General features: G+C 37.5%; 20 protein-coding genes and 2 tRNA genes. 12 read left to right on the top strand and 10 right to left on the bottom strand.

All coding sequences use genetic code 11. The features are described from left to right. Nucleotides 1–114: 114 nt before the first annotated feature. The 4 genes from CP368_RS03615 to CP368_RS03600 form a co-directional block, all read right to left on the bottom strand. Nucleotides 115–795: an SLAP domain-containing protein gene (locus tag CP368_RS03615; RefSeq protein ID WP_025005632.1), complete on the bottom strand. Its 681-nt coding sequence runs from the start codon at nucleotides 793–795 to the stop codon at nucleotides 115–117. A 170-nt stretch (nucleotides 796–965) separates the two neighbouring features. Further along, nucleotides 966–1,038 (bottom strand) — tRNA-Lys (locus CP368_RS03610). Nucleotides 1,039–1,179: 141 nt separating this feature from the next. Beyond that, a complete protein-coding gene (locus tag CP368_RS03605) occupies nucleotides 1,180–1,401 on the bottom strand; it encodes a hypothetical protein (RefSeq protein ID WP_025005631.1) in 222 nt (73 codons plus the stop codon). A gap of 120 nt (nucleotides 1,402–1,521) precedes the next feature. Then, nucleotides 1,522–1,594 (bottom strand) — tRNA-Lys (locus tag CP368_RS03600). A gap of 135 nt (nucleotides 1,595–1,729) precedes the next feature. Here CP368_RS03600 and yycF point away from each other — a divergent pair. From yycF to CP368_RS03555, 9 genes are all read left to right on the top strand, one after another. Further along, nucleotides 1,730–2,446: a response regulator YycF gene (gene yycF / locus CP368_RS03595; protein ID WP_056945541.1), complete on the top strand. Its 717-nt coding sequence runs from the start codon at nucleotides 1,730–1,732 to the stop codon at nucleotides 2,444–2,446. 67 nt (nucleotides 2,447–2,513) lie between these two features. Then, nucleotides 2,514–4,370 (top strand): cell wall metabolism sensor histidine kinase WalK, encoded by a 1,857-nt coding sequence (gene walK, locus CP368_RS03590; protein WP_098043893.1) that lies wholly within the window; start codon nucleotides 2,514–2,516, stop codon nucleotides 4,368–4,370. Further along, nucleotides 4,360–5,709: a YycH family regulatory protein gene (locus tag CP368_RS03585; RefSeq protein ID WP_199161206.1), complete on the top strand. Its 1,350-nt coding sequence runs from the start codon at nucleotides 4,360–4,362 to the stop codon at nucleotides 5,707–5,709. The genes walK and CP368_RS03585 overlap by 11 nt, the downstream gene beginning before the upstream one ends. 2 nt (nucleotides 5,710–5,711) lie before the next feature. Beyond that, nucleotides 5,712–6,536: a two-component system regulatory protein YycI gene (locus CP368_RS03580; protein ID WP_025005628.1), complete on the top strand. Its 825-nt coding sequence runs from the start codon at nucleotides 5,712–5,714 to the stop codon at nucleotides 6,534–6,536. Between the two features lie 16 nt (nucleotides 6,537–6,552). After that, the gene (locus tag CP368_RS03575) at nucleotides 6,553–7,350 is read left to right on the top strand and encodes an MBL fold metallo-hydrolase (protein WP_098043884.1); all 798 of its coding nucleotides are present in this window, start codon (nucleotides 6,553–6,555) and stop codon (nucleotides 7,348–7,350) included. Nucleotides 7,351–7,431: 81 nt separating this feature from the next. Further along, nucleotides 7,432–8,673 carry a S1C family serine protease gene (locus CP368_RS03570; RefSeq protein ID WP_098043883.1) on the top strand — a complete coding sequence of 414 codons (1,242 nt, stop codon included), beginning with the start codon at nucleotides 7,432–7,434 and terminating at the stop codon, nucleotides 8,671–8,673. Between the two features lie 479 nt (nucleotides 8,674–9,152). Further along, nucleotides 9,153–9,632: a 23S rRNA (pseudouridine(1915)-N(3))-methyltransferase RlmH gene (gene rlmH / locus CP368_RS03565; protein ID WP_098036534.1), complete on the top strand. Its 480-nt coding sequence runs from the start codon at nucleotides 9,153–9,155 to the stop codon at nucleotides 9,630–9,632. Between the two features lie 131 nt (nucleotides 9,633–9,763). Continuing rightward, a complete protein-coding gene (locus tag CP368_RS03560; RefSeq protein ID WP_025005626.1) occupies nucleotides 9,764–10,153 on the top strand; it encodes a hypothetical protein in 390 nt (129 codons plus the stop codon). Between the two features lie 140 nt (nucleotides 10,154–10,293). Further along, nucleotides 10,294–10,668 (top strand): SLAP domain-containing protein, encoded by a 375-nt coding sequence (locus CP368_RS03555; RefSeq protein WP_098043882.1) that lies wholly within the window; start codon nucleotides 10,294–10,296, stop codon nucleotides 10,666–10,668. Nucleotides 10,669–10,805: 137 nt separating this feature from the next. On the opposite strand, the gene pepI is transcribed toward CP368_RS03555, so the two are convergent. The 3 genes from pepI to CP368_RS03540 are packed head-to-tail and all read right to left on the bottom strand — an operon-like array spanning nucleotide 10,806 to nucleotide 13,704. After that, entirely contained in the window at nucleotides 10,806–11,690 is an 885-nt protein-coding gene (pepI, locus tag CP368_RS03550) for a proline iminopeptidase (RefSeq protein ID WP_098043881.1), read from the bottom strand. Nucleotides 11,691–11,698: 8 nt separating this feature from the next. After that, nucleotides 11,699–12,352: an energy-coupling factor transporter transmembrane protein EcfT gene (locus CP368_RS03545; RefSeq protein ID WP_098043880.1), complete on the bottom strand. Its 654-nt coding sequence runs from the start codon at nucleotides 12,350–12,352 to the stop codon at nucleotides 11,699–11,701. 2 nt (nucleotides 12,353–12,354) lie between these two features. Further along, a complete protein-coding gene (locus tag CP368_RS03540) occupies nucleotides 12,355–13,704 on the bottom strand; it encodes an ATP-binding cassette domain-containing protein (protein ID WP_098043879.1) in 1,350 nt (449 codons plus the stop codon). Between the two features lie 155 nt (nucleotides 13,705–13,859). On the opposite strand from CP368_RS03540, the gene CP368_RS03535 reads away from it, so the two are divergent. Further along, nucleotides 13,860–14,801: a helix-turn-helix domain-containing protein gene (locus tag CP368_RS03535; protein ID WP_098043878.1), complete on the top strand. Its 942-nt coding sequence runs from the start codon at nucleotides 13,860–13,862 to the stop codon at nucleotides 14,799–14,801. 31 nt (nucleotides 14,802–14,832) lie between these two features. Here CP368_RS03535 and htpX read toward each other — a convergent pair whose 3' ends face one another. The 3 genes from htpX to CP368_RS03520 all read right to left on the bottom strand — a co-directional run bounded on the left by htpX (nucleotide 14,833) and on the right by CP368_RS03520 (nucleotide 17,508). Next, nucleotides 14,833–15,729: a zinc metalloprotease HtpX gene (gene htpX, locus CP368_RS03530; protein ID WP_098043877.1), complete on the bottom strand. Its 897-nt coding sequence runs from the start codon at nucleotides 15,727–15,729 to the stop codon at nucleotides 14,833–14,835. Nucleotides 15,730–15,743: 14 nt separating this feature from the next. After that, the gene (locus CP368_RS03525) at nucleotides 15,744–16,304 is read right to left on the bottom strand and encodes a LemA family protein (RefSeq protein WP_098043876.1); all 561 of its coding nucleotides are present in this window, start codon (nucleotides 16,302–16,304) and stop codon (nucleotides 15,744–15,746) included. Between the two features lie 97 nt (nucleotides 16,305–16,401). Then, nucleotides 16,402–17,508, bottom strand: a complete 1,107-nt coding sequence (locus tag CP368_RS03520; protein ID WP_098043875.1) for an SLC13 family permease — start codon at nucleotides 17,506–17,508, stop codon at nucleotides 16,402–16,404. A 199-nt stretch (nucleotides 17,509–17,707) separates the two neighbouring features. On the opposite strand from CP368_RS03520, the gene CP368_RS03515 reads away from it, so the two are divergent. After that, on the top strand, nucleotides 17,708–18,112 hold the full coding sequence (locus CP368_RS03515; protein WP_005727488.1) for an iron-sulfur cluster biosynthesis family protein: 405 nt from the start codon (nucleotides 17,708–17,710) through the stop codon (nucleotides 18,110–18,112). 91 nt (nucleotides 18,113–18,203) lie between these two features. After that, nucleotides 18,204–19,982, top strand: a complete 1,779-nt coding sequence (locus CP368_RS03510) for a glycerophosphoryl diester phosphodiesterase membrane domain-containing protein (protein WP_098045753.1) — start codon at nucleotides 18,204–18,206, stop codon at nucleotides 19,980–19,982. Nucleotides 19,983–20,019 lie beyond the last annotated feature (37 nt).

Genomic DNA, 20,019 nt, shown 5'->3' with positions numbered 1-20,019 from the left:
TTTAAACAAAAAATGAAGCCAAACTTCTTATTATGCTTGACTTTACGTAGAAAAAGACCTAAAAGTGTCTCACTTTTAGGTCTCACTTCAATGCTTAAACATATTGGTCTTTTTTTAATATTGCGTTCTTTGCATGTTGATAAATGATTTTGTTGGATGAGCTGAAAATGGCATTTTTGGCTTTTTAACTACATTTCCAGAGTAAATCCAGTATTGCGTGTTTTTAATATGATAAGAAGAATAAAGTGAGCCATTTAAAATATTGGCTTCATCGACTACTAATTTTTGTCCTCTTTTTAAGATCTTCTTGGCAAATTTACCAGATGGGTTCATAGCATATACATTTTTATCTGGTGGTAATGGCTTTCCAACTATTACAGTTGCTTGATTAGTAAAAACAGTTTTTTGGTTTATTCTTTTGATATTACAACATTTGATATATTTATTATTGTTCAACTTGTAGTATGGTTGAGATTTAATAACTTTATATGGAAGATAATATAAATCAACTTTAAAATCAGGACTTGATTGTAAATCTTGTCGTACTTGCACGTAATATCTCTTCACAGAATTTGTTTTTAGCAATTTTCCTGGAGCAGTAACAGCCTTATTCTTCTTGATGTAATTGTTTTTACCACGTAAACGTTGGCCTTTGTTGTTGTATACATAGGAGTTACTGTTTAAATACAGCTTCACATTATTGGCTGCCTTAACTGGGCGGGAATTCATGCTTAGTGAAACGATGCCCAAAAAGACGGTAATGAGAATAGTAAATATTGTTCTATTCTTTTTCATGTGTTAACACCTCATCAATATTCGAATGTTAACCATATTAAAGCACATAAATTGTGGGGGTACAATAATTCACACTGATCCCAAAAAGACGGCCATCAAGCCGCCTTTTTCACATATCTAATTTTAAGCACAAAAAAGCACCGCCTTCTTGCAGTGCCATTTCCATATTATGGGTGGCCAGGGGATCGAACCCTGGACCCACGGATTAAGAGTCCGTTGCTCTGCCAGCTGAGCTAGCCACCCATATTTTTTATCAGCTCTCTCGCTGACAGTTAAATATATTACCAGTAGATTTTGCTTTTGACAAGTACTTTTTTAAAAAAAGTCAAAATAATTGCTCAAAAACATAAAAAAACAAAAAATCGGCCATTTGACCGATCAATCTTAAAGCTTATCTTCAATGTGATATGCAGTGCCAGTCTGATCTTCCTGCATCTTGTCTGCATAGTAGACAGCATAGATACCACTCTTATCATTTTTAGCAATTACAATCTGGCGGCCCGTTGGACGTTCTGCCTTAATAATTTGTGCACTTCTGCGTGCTTCCTTGAAGTCATGGGAAGATGCAATCGCATCCCCCGGATTGAAAAATACAGCTTCGTTCATAGTAAAGCCCCCTTAGTCAAAATATCTTATCTATATTTTACCAAGATCGGCAGCCTTAAATCCAATTAGAAGATCAAAAAAAGAGATAGGATTAAAGTCCTATCTCTAACTAATATGTTATGGGTGGCCAGGGGATCGAACCCTGGACCCACGGATTAAGAGTCCGTTGCTCTGCCAGCTGAGCTAGCCACCCATGTGCTGAATCAATCAACAGATATTATTATGCAATTAACTGGCAAAAAATGCAAGACTTTTTTTAAATTTTTTCGATTTTTTTGGCTAAAACCGCAAAATCCAGTATAATGTAAGGGCAAAGGAGGCATTCCCGATGCCAAAAAAGATTCTCGTCGTCGACGATGAAAAGCCGATTTCTGATATCATTAAATTTAATTTAACTAAGGAAGGCTTTGATGTCGACACCGCCTATGATGGCGAAGAAGCTGTTAAGAAAGTTGACGAATACGATCCAGACTTAATGATCCTGGATTTAATGTTACCAAAGAAAGATGGACTCGAGGTTGCTCGTGAAGTTCGTCAAACGCACGATATGCCAATTATCATGGTAACAGCTAAAGATACTGAAATTGATAAAGTACTTGGTCTAGAAATGGGTGCTGATGACTACGTCACTAAGCCTTTCTCTAATAGAGAATTAGTTGCCCGCGTTAAGGCTAACTTGCGCCGTCGTGACATCGTTAAGAAGGCAGAAGCAGCCAGCCAAGATGATACAGATAAGAATATTAAGATCGGTAACTTGGTTATCATGCCAGATGCTTATATTGTTGAAAAAGATGGTCAAAAGATTGAACTTACTCACCGTGAATTTGAGCTTCTTTACTACTTAGCTCAACATATGGGGCAAGTTATGACTCGTGAACACCTTTTACAAACTGTGTGGGGCTATGACTACTTTGGCGATGTGCGTACAGTCGACGTAACTGTTCACCGCTTGAGAGAAAAGATTGAAGACAATCCAATTCAACCTCAGGTTTTGGTTACTCGTCGTGGTGTAGGATATTACGTAAAACAGCCAAGTGAAGGTTAATGAAGAAAGTCACAAAACTGAAAAGGTAAGTGACTTTCTTTTTTATGTTAAAAATGTTGAATGAATGATGAAAAAACTCAGAGAGAAATTAAACGCTACATTTAATTCAATTAATACTAAGCTAGCGATTGTGTTTATGTTGATGCTGCTAGCAACAATTGAAGTAATTGGAGCTTATTTTACCAGGCAATTAGAACAAAATAGTATTGAAAACTTTCAATCATCGATTCAGATTCAGACGATCGTAAGCAATCAGTTGGCCAATCAACTAGCCAGCGATAGCAAAAATGCCAATGATCGCTTGAATCAAATCGTCAATGATTATAACAATGACTCGATTAGTGAAATTATCGTTGTTGATAATAAAGATACTATTCGTGCGGTCTCTAATTTGAACGATAAAAGCAAGATTGGTCAGCGAATTAACAATACTGATGTTAAGCAAGTAATTTCAACCGGGCACCAGATTAATAAGGTGGTTGATGATCATGGCAATTACATGATTCAGATCTCGCCTTTAACTAGTGGCAACGGTTCGAACAACAATGTTGGTGCAATTTATGTTAAGGCCAGCATGCAGGATGTCTTCGATAATCTGCGGCAGATTTCCTTAACATTCTTGATTGCTTCATTAATTGCGGCACTACTTGGAGCATTTTTAGCACTAGTTATTTCCCGCGCAATTACTCAGCCGATTGAGGAAATGCAAAAACAGGCCCTGCATATTGCCAACGGTGATTATTCTAGTCAGGTAAAAATCTACTCAAACGATGAGTTGGGACAATTGGCCAAAGCCTTTAATACTTTGTCCGTTCGAATTGAACAATCGCAAGAAGAATCAGATAGTGAAAGACGTAGGCTAGATAGCGTGCTGTCGCACATGAGTGATGGGGTGCTTGCTACCGACCGTCACGGCAACGTCAGCGTCGTTAACCACATGGCACTTAGATATTTGAATGCGAACGAAGATGAGATCATTAATAAGCCAATAGCAGAAGTTTTAGGTTTGAAAGATACATCGTCACAAGATTTGATTTCTAGCCAAAAGGAAATCGTTGTTACTCTTGATCCGGGTACGCGTGATGAAATTATTTTGCATGCTAGTTTTTCATTAATTAAGCGTGTAACAGGTTTCGTATCAGGTAGTGTTTGCGTTCTTCATGATGTCACGGAACAACAAAAGAATGAAAATTCACAAAGACAATTTGTTTCCAACGTCTCTCACGAGTTAAGAACACCTTTAACAAGTTTGCAAGCCTACATTGAAGCTTTAAATGAAGGTGCATGGAAAGATCCTGAAATTGCGCCTAAATTCTTGGAAGTCACTCAGCAAGAAACAAGTCGAATGATCAGAATGATTAACGACTTACTTAGCCTGTCCAGAATGGACCGTGGCGTTTCAAAGATGGATCTGGAATTCGTTAACTTGAATGACTTTGTAAACCATATTTTGAACCGGTTTGATATGATTGTGAAAACCGATAAAAATAAGGGCCACAAAAAGAAATACACTATCAAACGTGAGTTAGGCAATCAGGCCCTTTGGGTAGAGATTGACACTGACAAGATGATGCAGGTGATCGACAACATTATGAATAATGCGATTAAATATTCACCTGATGGTGGTGTGATTACCGTTCGCTTAACTCATAGTCAAGGTCACGTTATCTTGAGTATTTCTGATCAAGGATTAGGTATTCCTAGAAAGGACTTAGGTAAGATCTTCGATAGATTCTATCGTGTAGATAAGGCTCGTTCACGTGCTCAAGGCGGAACCGGGTTAGGTTTAGCCATTGCTAAAGAAATTGTGGAAGCTCATCATGGTCGAATTTGGGCTGATAGTAGCGAGGGCAAGGGCTCTACCTTCTATATTTCTTTGCCTTATGAACCAATGACAGAGGAGGATGACTGGGATGAAGTTTAAATTTAAATTCGGTGAATTTTTCTTAGGTTTAGCTACCCTGCTCGCCATTGTTCTTTCCATTGTTTTATGGATTTTTATCATGACGAGTGACCAGCGTTTCAGCAATATTGGTCAAAATCAGAATAATACTACAAAAGAGCAGGCTCGTAGCCATAGTGCCAAATCATTATATGATCTGTACATTCCAACTACTTCATACGGTTTTGTAGACGGCAGATTATGCCAGTTGTATGATTCAAAAAATAATTTAACTTTGGAATTTACCAAGGAAATTCAAAAAGCCAAGGCAGTTAGCGATGTAAAGAAAATTGTTAAGTCTCGCGCTAAGTACGAAGAATATTTGAATGATGATGCTTATTTGCAATTAGTTTATCCTGATGAAATCACTTTTTCTTTGTTCAATCGTTTGAACAATTCTAATAACGATAATCGAGAATTTAATCGCTTCTTTGTCTCCCGTTCTAATAATCTTATTTATTTAGGCAATGATCAAACTAGTGCGATTTACCGCATTAAGATCAAGGGCGCTAACTTTGATAAGTTGCGTAAATTTGCTCGTAATGCCAAAACTAAGAGTCCAGTACACTTGGTTAAATTGCAGGAAGGTTATTCACCATTCTATAGTCGAACAACCAATAGCCAGGTTTACAGCTATTTGACTAATAACCAGTCTTATTCTTACTTCGTTTCTCGCTTATTGGGAACTTCTGGAGTAACTAGCAAGACTAATAAGAGTGGACAAACCATCTATTCTCTCAACTATTACACCAGATTAAAGGTGCCAGATCCTGAATCAGGTGAGCATAATTACTTGTATACTCATTTTGAAAAGAATAAGATTCCGAATGCAACTAACCGTCTGCTTGATAGCGTGTACTACGTGCACCAATTGGGATTAACCGAACAAGATCTGCGATTCTTTGACGCGGATGGCTCTAATGTGGGCTATGTCAACTATATTGAAGGGATTCCTGTTTTCTTGAACCAGCATGATTTGCAGGTTAAAACTACTTTTTCATATGATTCAATTAACGTTGCCTTCAACAGTGTCAATTTCCAAATTCCGATTCCTTTTGATGGTCAAACTCAAGAGTTAAAGCCGACTGCTGAGGTAGTGAGTGAACTAGGTGCGCATGGTCTTAAGCAATCTGATATTCAACGAATTATTGTAGGTTTCAAGACAGAAAAGGATTCTAGTCACCATAGCTTGATTAACTTAATTCCAACTTATTACGTAAAGGCTTACGATGAGTGGAAGAGTGTTGACGAGTGGGAAAAGAAGAATGTAGCTCCTTACCGTAAACCTGGGGAGACAGTTAAAACTAATGAGGTGAAATAAAAATGGACCATAAACGAATAGAATGGCTGTTTTTCATTGTTTTCTTATTGATCGATATCTATTTGGGGATTGAGATTCTACGTTCACCCGTCAATTTGAGCGGAGCAGATACAACCACTCGCAGCGTGGCCAGCATTCGTTCAGAAATGAAGTCAGATAATATTGATTTGCCAGATAAACTTTCTAATGCACCTGCCTCAGGCTATTATTTAGCAACCAAAAACCGTAATTATCTTTCCAATAAAATAGATGCTTTGACCAATGTTAACGTACGCTATTCTAAAGACGAAAATGTTCTTTACGCTGCACCTAAGATGACAACGCTCTTGGATAAAAATCCTAAAAAGGCACTGGAACAAGTAAATAAATTCAAGAATGATCCTAAGAATGTCCCTTATGGAAAAGAATTCAAGTATGAGCCAGATATGTCCAGCGAAGACAATTATGTTTTTGTACAAACAACTGACTATGGCGAGATTTATGCTGGTTCAGCTCAATTGAGCATCGCGGTCAAGGATCATCAGATTATCAATTATGCGGAATCTTACATGGGTCCAGCTAGTCCAGTAAGAGAATTGCAGTCAACGATCAGTGCAGTGCGTGCAGTGCGTGCGATGTATACTAATCGAGAGTTGACTAACAATTCGAAGGTAACGCAAATTAAGTTGGGCTATTCTAAGTTGACTGAAGTTCGTGGCAGTACGATTTTGTTACCGACTTGGTTAGTCTGGATAGAAAACAAGACCACTAAGAATATTACGTTAAAGCGAGTTAACGCATATACGGCGCAAATGCTCCAGTCGACTACGTATAACGTTGAAAAGTAGAGAGGTAAAGACAAAGATGAAGGTTTCCGTTTTAGCGAGCGGGTCAACCGGTAATACTAGTTTAATCGAAACAAGCCAGCATAAAATCCTTATGGATGCTGGCCTTTCTGGCAAAAAAACTAAGCAATTATTGGCCGATGTTGGCGTAGATATTAATGATATTGATATGGCGTTTTTGAGTCATGACCATACGGACCATAGCGGTGGTTTAGGCGTTTTGATGCGCCGTTATCCCAAGATCGATGCTTTTGCTAATAGCGGCACATGGCAGTATCTATTAGATACGCAAAAGATCGGTAAGTTGCCGGCAGAGCAGATGAATACGATTGAACCAGGGCAGACTAAAACTTTTGGCGATCTCGATGTTACGGCATTTGCAACTAGTCATGATGCGGCCGAGCCACAGTATTATGTTTTTACAAGTGGTGGAAAACGAATTGTGTTTTTAACAGATACAGGCTATGTCTCTGAAGAAGTTGAGGGGACGATTGAGGATGCGGATGCCTATATGATGGAATTCAATTATGATACTATGATGCTAAGAGATGGACCGTATTCTTGGTCGCTTAAGCAGCGAATTCTGTCAGATGTTGGGCATTTGTCAAACGATGAAGCAGCCCAGGCTTTAGTTGATGTGGTAACGCCCAAGACAAAGCATATCTTTTTGGCACACCGTAGTCAGCATAATAATACGGAATACTTAGCACATGAGACGGCGAAAGAAATGCTGATTGAAGGGGATGCAAATTTGAGTGATGATGTGCAAATTATTGATACAGAACCCGCTAGTCCAACAAAGTTGATAGAAATTTAGCAGTTTTTGTATAGATTATTCATATATTTTTCAAATTTGCTCGGTATAGTATTAACAATGATATGAGGGGAGAGTAACGGTATGGTAGAAAATCAAAATAATAATCAAAATCAACCTAGAAGAAAGAGCGGTAACAAAATTATCGCTACTGCAGCAATCGTTGGTGTAGTTGGCGGACTTGTCGGCGGTGGCGTGTCTTATTACGCAATGGAACAAATGAATAATGGTCAAGCTAATAACGCTGCACAAACCAGTATTTCTTCAAGCAGCAGCAAGGTTTCTGAAAAGAGTGCCAAAAATGGTGGTACGATGACTGCTGCTTATAATGATGTGAAAGGTGCGGTTGTTTCTGTCATTAATTTGAAGCGACAATCAGCTTCAAGCGGTGCAGATTCACTTTATAGTAGCTTGTTTGGCGATGATAGCGACAGTTCTTCAAGTAAGAGCGGCAAGCTTGAAACTTATAGTGAAGGTTCTGGTGTCGTTTACATGAAATCTAATGGTAAAGGCTACATTGTAACTAACAACCACGTTATTTCCGGTAGCGACGCAGTACAAGTTTTGCTTGCTAATGGTAAAACTGTAAATGCTAAGGTTGTGGGTAAAGATAGTACAACTGACTTAGCCGTTTTATCAATTGATGCTAAGTATGTAACTCAAACGGCTCAATTCGGTGATTCTAAGCACCTAGAAGCCGGTCAAACCGTAATTGCGGTTGGTTCACCACTTGGTAGTGAATATGCTTCTACGGTAACGCAAGGGATTATTTCAGCACCTGCAAGAACAATCTCTACTTCATCAGGCAATCAACAAACAGTTATCCAAACTGATGCCGCAATTAACCCAGGTAACTCTGGTGGTGCATTAGTTAACTCAGCTGGTCAAGTTATTGGTATTAACTCAATGAAGTTGGCACAATCAAGCGATGGTACTTCTGTAGAAGGGATGGGCTTCGCAATTCCTTCAAATGAAGTAGTAACTATTGTTAATGAACTGGTTAAGAAGGGTAAGATTACGCGTCCACAACTTGGCGTGAGAGTAATCGCACTTCAAGGTATTCCAGAAGGTTACAGAAGCCGTTTGAAGATTAAGTCTAACCTTAAGAGTGGTATTTACATTGCATCTGTCAATAAGAGTGGTTCTGCTGCAAATGCAGGCATTAAGAGTGGCGATGTCATTACTAAGGTTGACGGCAAGAAAGTTGACGATGTTGCATCGTTACACAGTATCCTTTACAGTCACAAAGTCGGTGATACCGTAAATGTAACCGTGAACAGAAATGGTAAAGACGTTGACATGAAGGTAAAACTTGAAGGCAACTAATCAATAAATAAAAATATTTAAGCAAAGAAAAAGAGCTATATCATGCGAATTAAATGCAGATATATCTCTTTTTATTAACTATAATAATGTGTAACAAGAAAAAGTTCGTTTTCTTCATTTGTCAAGAAACTGCTGATGAAAGAGTACTTGTTGACAAATGTGGATAACTCTGTGGATTGTGGATAACTCGGCTGATTTTGTGCTTGACTAGTGTGGATAATATTTTTAAAAATAAGTGAATAAATTTTGTTAAAACGTGCGTTCATGCTGGTATGTTAAGCTTTTTAACGTAAAGTTTGTGAAAAATGCTTATCCATAGGCAAAATGTGGGAAAGTTTTTTGAAAAAAATTCAATAAAATTTTGACCACAAAGTATTGAAGATGTAGTTAATAATACCACAAAATGTAGATTGTGTTTTGAACAGGATGTGGAAAACTACAGTGGAATTTCTGTTAATTTTGATGATAAACTAGTAAGTATGAATATTAAGATTGTTTGTGTTGGAAAATTAAAAGAAAAGTATTTTAAAGATGCGATTGCGGAATATAAAAAGCGGCTAAGCCGCTTTGCGAAAGTGTCGATTGTACAGGTGCCTGATGAAAAAGCACCGGAGAAATTCAGTGTGGCTGAAGATGAACGCGTCAAGCGGATCGAAGGCGAACGGATTCTGAGCAAGATTAAGGATAAGGAGTATGTCTACGTGACTGCGATTAAAGGTAAGCAGCGCAGTAGTGAGGAATTTGCGAAGGAGATTCAGGATCTGGCTACGTACGGTCATTCGGATATCACGTTTGTGATTGGCGGCAGCTTGGGAACAAGTGATGCTGTTAATAAGCGCGGGGATGATCTGATTAGTTTTGGTAAGTTGACGATGCCACACCAGTTGATGCGAGTGGTATTGATTGAGCAGATTTATCGTGCGTTCATGATTAATTCGGGTAGTCCGTATCATAAGTAGAGCAAAAATCCCTAATAAGGGATTTTTTAATTTGCGCATTTTCAAAATAATGTATACTCATTTCACGATAGAAATATACTATGCCATTAGTTTAAGTTAAGTGATTTTAGATATTTAGGAAGGACAAAATCATGAACAAGAGAACTAAATTAATCAGCTTGGCTGTAGCTGCCTTGTTAACGGTAGCACCTACAATTACTTCAACTGTACAAGCTGATACTACGACAAATGCTGTTACTACTACTGCTAATAAAACTAGCACTAATCCTGTAATTACATTTGCTGGTAAAAGTTATGATCAGGATCAATCAATTAATGATGTAACGGATAATGCTTCATTTAATTACATCCCTGTAAGAAAAGTGAATTCTATGAGTGATACACTTGCAGCAATTCAAAAAGCTTTTACAGCTACAGTTTCTAGCAATGATAAAACTCCTGTAACAGTTAAAGTTAACATGGATAGTTTTAACTGGGAGGTAGCTGGTAAATATCCAACTACGGTAACTGTGGTACAGTAACAGTTAACAATGTTTCATATACTAGACTTAATAGTGCCAATTCGGATATATACATTCATACCTCTGATATTGAAGGTAGCGGCAGTACGTCTAGTAATACTAAGCTCACTACTTCTGCGGAACCAGTTAATAAGACTTTGATGCATACTGCTATTCTTTATAACGATAAAGGTAAGTCATTAGGCAAAAAGTATTACTCTTATCGTAAAGTTTCTGTTTTACCAAATACAGTAGATATTAATGGTAGCGAATATTATAAATTAGCTTTAGGAGACGACTACAACGAGGCTTACATCAAGGCTTCAAATATTGATGGTACTAAGCGTACTTTAAAACGTAACGCCTACGTTTACGCAACCAGCAAACGCCGTGCCGATTACACTGTACTTATAAAGGGTCGAATCATCACCACATATGGTGGCTCATACAAGTTTAGGAACGGCAAGCGCTACTACCAGGTAGCCGGCGCAACCGCAACCAACAAACGCTACGTTAAAGTAGTGAACTTCAAATAGGCTCACAAACGCAGTGAAAGAATGAAGAAAGACGAAGAAGCAGAAATTGCTCCTTCGTTTTTGTTTTATTCTTAAAAAAGTAAACGTATTTAACATTTTTATATAAAAAAGACTGACCAATCAAGGTCAGTCTATTATTATTCATCATATTGATCCAGCCACTTCTGCAGCAGTGCAACATATTCATCAGTTTGTTCAACAAATGACATGTGGCCGCATCCTTCAAACAACCGCCACTTACTGCCGGCAATCTCGTCTTGCATTGTTTTAGCCACATATGGCGTACATAAATCATCGGTTCCACTCGTAATCAGAGTTGGAACTTTTATTTTGCCCAATTTATTCGTGTATTCATAGTCATGCAGATTGCCTTCCGGAGTATATTCATTCGGTCCCCATGCTGTTTCATACGCAACGGTGCCGCCACGCTTTTTGCGCATCACGCACTCCGGCCAGGTCTTCGTCATATCGATGGCATGTTGATTCATGAAATGCTCGTTAGCCTTCAAATAGTCAGGATCGTTAAAATTGCTGGTCAACTCAGCTCTATGAATCGCTGCTTGCTCCTCAATTGGCAAATACTTAATCATGCGGTGGAGTTCTTTACTCCAAAGGGATGCCGATGACAGGGTAGAAGACAGAATCAAGCTCTGAATGCCTTTTGGATGATAGTCACACATGTAAATAATGGCGAGCATCCCGCCCCAGCTTTGTCCAAGCAAATGCATCTTGCGTAATGCCAAATGTTCACGTAACGCTACTAATTCCTTCACCCAAGTTTCCTTAGTGTAAAGTTCAGGATGATCATTAGGGATGCTGCTTTCACCGCAACCTAATTGGTCATACATAATGATGCGGCGCCCGTCTTTTTGTGCTAATTCATCCAGCACCTCAAAATAATTGTGGCTTGAGCCAGGTCCGCCATGAAGCAGCACTAGCGGCGGCTTTTTGCTTCTTTTACCAACAATTCGATAATAAGTTTCATAGCCCATGAAGGGCATCTTTCCTTCAATAATTTCCATCTTTTTGCCTACTTAAAAATAAACAACGAAATATTAACCAAAATCAATAAAGTAAAGAAGATCAGCCAATCTTTTTTTGTTAATGGAATTGCCACGATAGTTGATCTCTTCTGTCCTTCGACATAGCCGTGGGATTCCATTCCTTGCGCTAAATTGTCGGCGGAGTTGAGTGCTACCAAGATTGCCTTAAAGTAGAGTACCGGTGACCAAAAACTCAGATACATCCCGCGCATCATGGCCGCAGCTCTAATTTGTTTAACTGCAATTTTCATTCGCGGAATAATATTGATTGCCGCCAAAACGCCATACGCAAATTTACTAGGTAGATGCAGATTTTGTTCAAGCGAACGAGCGAGATCTGTCGCCGTAGTGTTTCTCGTGACACAAGCAATGGTCAAAGTATAGACGTACACACGGGTCGACAGATTCCAAGCGTAATATGCATCAGGCGTCGGTGAGAACCAAAACAGCGTCGCAAATATCGTGAACGCTGCGATAAATGGCACGGCGATTAACAAAATCAATTCCTTGATCCTGATTCTAGTAATTAATAGATAAATCAACGCAAAAACAATGACAATCAAATTGGTAGTTAAGCTGGCCTTCAAAGATATTTCCAGGGAAATAATAAAAGCCAAAATGAACTTTAAACTAGGATTCATGGCTACTCCTCCACATATTTTAGCTGCTGGTCCGCAAAAACAAGCCTGTAATCGCAAAATTGAGCTAATTCGTCTATCTGATGGCTAATGATTAAAAACGTCTGGTGGAGCTTCTCTTGGCATTCTTGCATCAGTTGCAGAACTAACTCAATCGAGTCATGATCCAGTCCGCTCAGAGGCTCATCAATTAGCAACACATTATGCTTAGTCATCAGCATTAACAAAATTTGCAGCTTCTTTTGCTGACCACCAGATAAAGAATAAACTACTTGATCAAGATGCTGTTTTAGCTGTAATTTGTCTAGCCATTCATCAATTTTTTCATCAGTAAAAAAGTGATTGCGGTCTTTTTTGCTTAACTCAATCTCATCCTTGACGGTGACTGTTAAGAACTGATCGCTTGCCTTTTGAAAAATTTGTGCTACCTGAGATAAATATTTATGGTATTTTATCTTTGCAATTTCATTATCTAAATAGGTAAAATTACCTTTGTACGGAATCATTTTAGTCATTGCTTTAAATAGTGATGTTTTGCCGACACCATTTGAACCAGTAATTAGAGTTGTTTTGCCGTAGATTTTTAGTTTGTTTTGTTTAAGCAAAAGACGATTTTGTCTGATCTGTGTCTTGTTTAGCTCGAAAACGGGTGTGCCGGTTGGCAACACAAAAGAATAAGATCGTGCATGGAATTGTTTATTTTGCGTAAACAATTTATTTTTTTCATTAGCAGATAATTCTTTAACGGTTTTACCTTCAAATTGATATAGTTGATCACAAATTTGCTCATAATCATCCAATACGTGGTCGCTTAATAGGATCGTTCTTCCAGTTTCAGCTAAGCTTGCTAATTTTTTTATCAAAAAATGACGTGTGTTAGGATCACAACTAGCAAAAGGTTCGTCTAGCAAAAAAACATCGACATCCATTGCGATTAAGACGGCTAGGGCTACACGCTGCTGTTGACCACCTGATAATGTACTAATTTTTTGGTCAAGCAAATCTGCAATTTTGGTGAATTCCACTGCCTTTTTTATGTGGGGGTCATAATCCTTAGCTTTTATTTGCAAATTTTCTAACGCAAAGACGATTTCTTCACGTGGCGTTGTCATCGTAAATTGTTCCGCAGCATTTTGAAACATCATGGCCGCTTTTTGACCATGAAGATCAATTCCTCCTGTTAATTTTCCAGCATATTTTGGATAGAGTCCCGCAATAATTTTTAGTAGCGTGGATTTGCCGCAACCTGTTGGTCCAATTAAAAGATTAAAACCAGGTGCGATATTCATATTAAGCTGGTGGATAAGGGGTTCTTTTTCGTAAGAAAAGGTTACATCACTAATTTCTATCATCATAATTCTGATTGTACAAAATGATTTTTTGCCTGTCTACTGCCGTAAAAGAGTCATTTCGATACAATAAAGCAATTATACACAATGCTAAATATCTTTTTGTTTTATAATGTACTTATAGTACTATTATTATTTGTTTAATTAAGGAAGGTGGACATATGGCAGCTGTTGCTCTGGATCAATATCTGGCTAGCGTATTAAAATCAAACATAACAGATAAGAACGAGGTAAAACTCGAGGCTGGCAATCCCGATTTTGATCTGTTTACAATCTACCTTGAAAATCATAATACTGGCATTCATCGCTATCGCATGGATGTCTCGACAATCTTATATGTCGCCAAAGGTACTGTGACGATTAAGAGTGGTGAAAAGATTATCCCAATGAAATCCGGTAATGTTCTTTTACTTACGGAAAATAGCATTTATGAGATTACCAAACAAACATCAGATACAGTACTTGTTAAACTAAAATTTAAGCCCGGTTTTAGATATCGTAAATACTTTAATGATTTTAGTTATAAAGGCAGCAGGGAAATGAAGGTTATTAAGCAAATAGTTGATAGCCTTGAAAACGAGCATGCTTTATGGTTAAAAAATAATCAAATCACTCGTGCCTCTCAAGTAATGCAACATATTATTGGAGGATATTTGAATAATGATATCTTCATCAAGGCATTAATTCAGGCCGAGTTAACGGTGATGCTTATTATTTCAATTAGAACCCAAAGAATGGCAACGCCAACTAATTTGGATAAAACTAAATTTGAAAAAAAATCATTGAATAATTATATTGATATGCACTTTGCGGATGCATCTCTAGCAGAAGCAGCTAAGTACTTTGGCTTTAATCCTAACTATTTCTCAAATATGGTTAAAGCTAAGACTGGTAAGAGCTTTGTTGATCATGTAGATGAGAGAAGAATGCAAGAAGCACGTGAGTTGCTTGCCCAACCAGATTTATCATTGAAAGAAATTATCGGGCGTGTAGGTTATTCAAGCAAGTCTTTCTTCTATAAGAAATTCAACCAATACTATCACATGACGCCAGCTGCTATGCGAGAAGAGCTATTTAGACAAGCTAATATCAATTTAAAGTAAAAAGAATCTGGAAATTTTCCAGATTCTTTTTTTACATGTGTTCAAGTCTGTTAATTCTATCTTCTGTAGGTGGGTGAGTATCGAAAAGATGCGATAGGCCATGATTATGGAATGGATTTTCGATATATAGCCCAGCACTACTACGATCAGCCTGCTTCATTGGCTGACTATTTTCGATTTTTCTCAAAGCAGAAATTAATCCTTGCGGATTACGCGTTAATTCTACAGAGGAAGCATCTGCTAAATATTCTCTATTGCGTGAAAGAGCCATTTGAGCAAGAGAAGCCGATAATGGTCCTAAGATTAAAACAAAGACAATGGCTACCACTTTAAAGATTATCTCAAAGGCATTTGAATCACGATCATCGTCACGATCGCGGCCGCCACCAGCAAACCAGATGTAACGAGATGCCATGCCGGAAATAAAGGAAATTACTCCGACCAGCACAACAGCAATGGTGGAAAGCAGAATGTCGTAATTGCGTACATGTGATAATTCATGTCCTAGTACGCCTTCTAGTTCCTCACGATCCATCAGTTGAAGAATGCCTTCTGTTACAGCTACCGCACTGTGGTTAGGATCTCGTCCTGTCGCAAAGGCGTTGGGACTTGGATCAGGAATAATATAGACGCGGGGCATTGGTACCCTTGCTACCATAGCCATATCTTCAACGATATGCCACAATTCAGGATTATCTGCTTCCTGAATTTCTTGAGCATGGTTAAGACTCATAATCATATTGGCCGGATTTTGCCACATAATTAATAAGTAAATTAAACTACCTACTAAGGCAATGATGATTCCTATCCATGGACTATTGCTAAAAAGATAGCCTAGTCCAGCACCAACAAGGGCTAAAATTACCACAAAGAGAACCATAATTAACGCAGTTTTACGCTTGTTACGGGCAATTTGTTGGTATAACATAATTTTCCTTCTAACTAAAACTTAACTTTAGGAACGGCCTTTTCTTCAGTTGGGGTTTCCAAGTAATCGATCTTGGTAAAGCCATGAATTTTGGCGATCAAGTTGGAAGGGAAAGTAAGCAATTTTTGATCGTATGATGCAACACTTGAGTTGTAAAGCTGACGAGAGTAAGCAATTTTGTTTTCTGTGTTGGTTAATTCTTCTTGAAGTTTTAAGAAATTTTGATTTGCTTTTAAGTCAGGATATGCTTCGGCCAATGCAAAAATTGATTTTAAAGAATCAGTAATTTGATTGGACAACTTCATTGCTTCTTCGTGATCTCCCTGAGGAACGTTAACTAATTGATCACGTAACTTAACTACACCTTCTAAAGTTGATTTTTCATGTTTGGCATAGCCTTTAGTAGTTTCAACTAAATTAGGAATTAAGTCATTACGGCGCTTAAGTTGAACATCAATTTGACTCCATGATTCATCAACGAAAACGCGAGATTTTTGCAATCCGTTGTAAATTGCAATATAAATACCGACTAATAAGACAATGATAATTAAAATTATCCATACTAATGGTGACATAATATTCCCCTTTCTATACGTTTATTTAATTTTATCCATTTCTGATATTGGAGGCAATAAAAAAAGAATGTCTAAGCGACATTCTCAATGAAAAGTATTAAATTCTGAAAATTAATAATCCTAATCCAACTATGGTTAAAATAATCAAACCGGCAAATTGCATGATTGTCCATTGAATAAAGAATTTCTTCTTACTTACACTACCGTGTTGGTTGAAAGTCTTTAATACCAACATATTGGCCATTGAACCAATAGCTGAACCAAAACCACCGATGTTTGAACCCAAGAATAATGCTTGGACATAGTTAGTAAACTTACCAACTAAGATAGTCGATGGTACGTTACTCATAACCTGACTTGAAAGAATTGAAGCGAAATAAGTTGAAATTTCGGAGTAAACCATACCATGAATTAAGTTAACAATTGCGGGAATTTGTTGGATATCACTAATAAAGATGAAGAAGCCTGTAAAGGTAAGAAGTAGGGCATAGTCAATCTTAAGCATTATGCGCGGATTGATGGCAAGTGCTAAAATTATGGCGACAATTAATGGCCAAATGATATCAATTGCTCTGAAGACGCCAAAGAAGAAGAAAATAAATACTACAGTTGTAATAATAGTAGGACGCCAACTAATTCTGATAGGTTCTGTTTTTTGAGTAGGAATATCTTTTTTAGGGATAAGCAAAAAGACCAGCCACATGATGATCAATGAAACTACCAAATAAGGTACAGACCATTCAAAAAACTTAATTGGACTTACGTTGTAGCGACTTACTAAGAAAATATTGTGCGGATTCCCCCATGGTGTAAATGCAGCACCAATATTTGCCCCCATACCAATTAAGGTAACTGGCAAAATTTGTGGTAGCTTGTAGCGCTTAGCGATATTTAAATAAAGTGGAATTAAAGTTAATACAGTAATGTCATTACCTAAGAACATACCGGCGATAACGGCCAAAACCGTGAACAGCATGTTCAACTTACGCGTATTATCTGCGATACTCGTAAGTTTGTACGCTAAAACATCCAGAACGTGCAAATAAGCATAGATCTGGATCAGCGTCAGCATTGCGGCAACAGACCATAAAGTGTGAAAGTTAATATCTGCTAACCGCGGCTTAGCGAAAAAAAGACTTACTACTGTAATTAAAACTGTAATCTGTAAAATTCTATCTTTAGCAATATTCTTTAAGACGGTCATAAAAGCGCCCCCTTACGTATTACAATCGTCTAAAAACCCTATGTACCATTTTGAGCCTTTTTGTGGTTGCATGCAATGATAAATTTTAAAAATATCAAGATTAGCGGCATTTTCGAGCATATTTTTAGTTAGTTGGAACTAGTCGTGCTATATTTAAATAAGTAAATTAATCAAATTTAGATTGAAAAGAGGAAACAAAATGACAGAGAATGCAATTTCAATCAATATTAAACCAGATGCTGCAGAAATGATTAAAAGCAAGATGGATGCAGATCACCAAATTGTCATCTTGGCTTTAGATGATGGTTCAACCAAGTATTCTAAAAAAGGCGGCACTTGTACTATTGGCGACAGCTTCCAGTTTGTAATCCTTGCTGAAAAAGATCCTAAGTATAATATTTCAATCGAAAATAATGCTGGTCTTGACTTGTATACTGCTCAGCCGGAAACAACTTTCTTTGAACCAGGTCTAGTGGTAAATGCGCGCAACTCAACTTTGAGTTTATCTTCAGACAGCGGCATTATTGATGGCGGGATGACCGTTACCCAATATGAACCTGAAGCAATTACTGCTGATGATCTAAAAAACGGCGGTCAATGTTAAAAATAAAATTAATCATAGGGACGAGGGAATGACCTCGTCCTTTTTTAGTATAGAATTAAGAAAGTGATTTCAATGCAAGGGGGGAAGAACAATGACTTTTGTCAAAGAAATAAAAGCATGTAGTCGTGAATTTTGCCAAAATTGGCTGCGGTATCTGCTACTTTTTATGGGATTAAGTTTATTTAATCAATTTATTGTTATTCCATTTTTTCGCTATATTACAACCTTTGTTTTGCAGGCTAGTGCTATTCCGTTCGTATCTTATCAAAATGTAGTGACGATCATTACGACGCATACGGTTGCCTTTTTAATTTTGATAATTGAGTTGCTGCTTTTATTAGTAATCTTGTATGCGCAATTAGCTTATTTACTTCATGGCGTTTGGGATATTAAGCATCAAGTTTTTACGTGGAAAAATAGTTTTATTCAAACTTGGCAAAATATCAAAAAAATTCGTTTGGGCACGCTTTTTATTTTGATGCTCTATTTTTTATTGGTAGTACCGTTAGCCGATGTCATCTTTAGAACACCACTTTTAAGCAAAGTGCAGATTTCAGAATTTATCTTGGATTATCTGACGAGAACGCCAATCTTGTTAGCCGTTTTGATTGCGTTTTATTTAGCCACTTTGATCCTTGGTGCAAGGCTAGTATTTACTTTACCCATCATCGTTTTTGACCACTTAAAGTCAGCGCAAGCAGTAAAAAGAAGTTGGCGATTAACGGCGCACTACCGTTGGCGGACGATTTGCTGGAGGATTATTGTTTTAGCCGTTTTATCTGCAGCAGTCATGACAATTTTCTATTTAGCAATGTATTGCTTGCAGCTATTAGTTGATTTATTACCTGGGAAATGTCCGTTAATTGTAGCCATTATCAATCTTTCGCTTGTTCAAATTATTAGTGAAGTAGCGTTAGTCTATGTTAGTGTACTGGGCTTATCTATTATTTTGAAAGCCTTAAGGCAAGAAAAGATAAGTCAAACAGGTAAAACTAAAAAGATAATTCTAAGTACATTAGTTGTGTTTGTACTAGTAATGATTAATGCAATATCCACCAATTATTTATATTTGACTAGTGTAAATGCTAAAGTGCCAGTAATTATTTCTCATCGCGGCGTTGATGATAAAAATGGCGTACAAAACACGTTACAGTCATTAAGAAAAACGGCTAAAGAAAAGCCGGACTACGTTGAAATTGATGTTCATGAAACTAAGGATAAAAAATTTATCGTAATTCATGATGAGAATTTATTGAAGCTAACAGGAGTTAATAAAGCCCCGAATGATTTAACTTTACGGCAATTAGAAAAGTTAACTGCCAAAGAAGACGGCTATCATGCTAAGTTAGTTAGCTTTGATCAATATCTTGAGGAAGCCAAAAGACTGCATCAAAAATTGCTAATTGAAATTAAAACGACGGCTAAAGATTCGAAGAAAATGCTGCAGCGCTTTAATCAAAAATATGGCAAAACGATTCTCAAAAATACGTATCAAGTACAATCACTCGACTATCGCGTGGTTGAAGGACTGCACTTAATTAATCCACGTTTGGTTGTCTTTTACATTCAACCTTATAATTTTACTTATCCGCAAAGTGTTGCTAGTGGATATTCAATGGAATATTCTACCTTGAATTCAGACTTTATTTGGCAAGCCCATTTGCAGGATCGTCCTGTTTATGCCTGGACAGTTAATGACGAAAAATTAATGAAGAAGATGATGTATCAACAAGTTGATGGCTTAATTACTGATCGAGTTGATTTAGCTAAAAAGGCAATTAAAAGTTTCCAAAAGGATGCTAGTTATGCTACGCGAATCTTAAATTATATTGTTGTCCTGCATCTGCCGAAAAATTTTGAATCTGCATGAAGACTTGATCTGAAGGGCTGGACATGGTAAACTATAC

The sequence above is a fragment of the Lactobacillus sp. UMNPBX17 genome, assembly GCF_002553735.1.
Lineage (GTDB): Bacteria > Bacillota > Bacilli > Lactobacillales > Lactobacillaceae > Lactobacillus > Lactobacillus gallinarum.
This window is presented reverse-complemented; position numbering and strand designations above follow the sequence as displayed.

Bases quoted from the DNA above. Each gene is read 5' to 3' on its own strand.
- CP368_RS03615 (WP_025005632.1), bottom strand. From the start codon at position 795: ATGAAAAAGAATAGAACAATATTTACTATTCTCATTACCGTCTTTTTG.
- CP368_RS03605 (WP_025005631.1), bottom strand. From the start codon at position 1,401: ATGAACGAAGCTGTATTTTTCAATCCGGGGGATGCGATTGCATCTTCC.
- yycF (WP_056945541.1), top strand. From the start codon at position 1,730: ATGCCAAAAAAGATTCTCGTCGTCGACGATGAAAAGCCGATTTCTGAT.
- walK (WP_098043893.1), top strand. From the start codon at position 2,514: ATGAAAAAACTCAGAGAGAAATTAAACGCTACATTTAATTCAATTAAT.
- CP368_RS03585 (WP_199161206.1), top strand. From the start codon at position 4,360: ATGAAGTTTAAATTTAAATTCGGTGAATTTTTCTTAGGTTTAGCTACC.
- CP368_RS03580 (WP_025005628.1), top strand. From the start codon at position 5,712: ATGGACCATAAACGAATAGAATGGCTGTTTTTCATTGTTTTCTTATTG.
- CP368_RS03575 (WP_098043884.1), top strand. From the start codon at position 6,553: ATGAAGGTTTCCGTTTTAGCGAGCGGGTCAACCGGTAATACTAGTTTA.
- CP368_RS03570 (WP_098043883.1), top strand. From the start codon at position 7,432: ATGGTAGAAAATCAAAATAATAATCAAAATCAACCTAGAAGAAAGAGC.
- rlmH (WP_098036534.1), top strand. From the start codon at position 9,153: ATGAATATTAAGATTGTTTGTGTTGGAAAATTAAAAGAAAAGTATTTT.
- CP368_RS03560 (WP_025005626.1), top strand. From the start codon at position 9,764: ATGAACAAGAGAACTAAATTAATCAGCTTGGCTGTAGCTGCCTTGTTA.
- CP368_RS03555 (WP_098043882.1), top strand. From the start codon at position 10,294: ATGCATACTGCTATTCTTTATAACGATAAAGGTAAGTCATTAGGCAAA.
- pepI (WP_098043881.1), bottom strand. From the start codon at position 11,690: ATGGAAATTATTGAAGGAAAGATGCCCTTCATGGGCTATGAAACTTAT.
- CP368_RS03545 (WP_098043880.1), bottom strand. From the start codon at position 12,352: ATGAATCCTAGTTTAAAGTTCATTTTGGCTTTTATTATTTCCCTGGAA.
- CP368_RS03540 (WP_098043879.1), bottom strand. From the start codon at position 13,704: ATGATGATAGAAATTAGTGATGTAACCTTTTCTTACGAAAAAGAACCC.
- CP368_RS03535 (WP_098043878.1), top strand. From the start codon at position 13,860: ATGGCAGCTGTTGCTCTGGATCAATATCTGGCTAGCGTATTAAAATCA.
- htpX (WP_098043877.1), bottom strand. From the start codon at position 15,729: ATGTTATACCAACAAATTGCCCGTAACAAGCGTAAAACTGCGTTAATT.
- CP368_RS03525 (WP_098043876.1), bottom strand. From the start codon at position 16,304: ATGTCACCATTAGTATGGATAATTTTAATTATCATTGTCTTATTAGTC.
- CP368_RS03520 (WP_098043875.1), bottom strand. From the start codon at position 17,508: ATGACCGTCTTAAAGAATATTGCTAAAGATAGAATTTTACAGATTACA.
- CP368_RS03515 (WP_005727488.1), top strand. From the start codon at position 17,708: ATGACAGAGAATGCAATTTCAATCAATATTAAACCAGATGCTGCAGAA.
- CP368_RS03510 (WP_098045753.1), top strand. From the start codon at position 18,204: ATGACTTTTGTCAAAGAAATAAAAGCATGTAGTCGTGAATTTTGCCAA.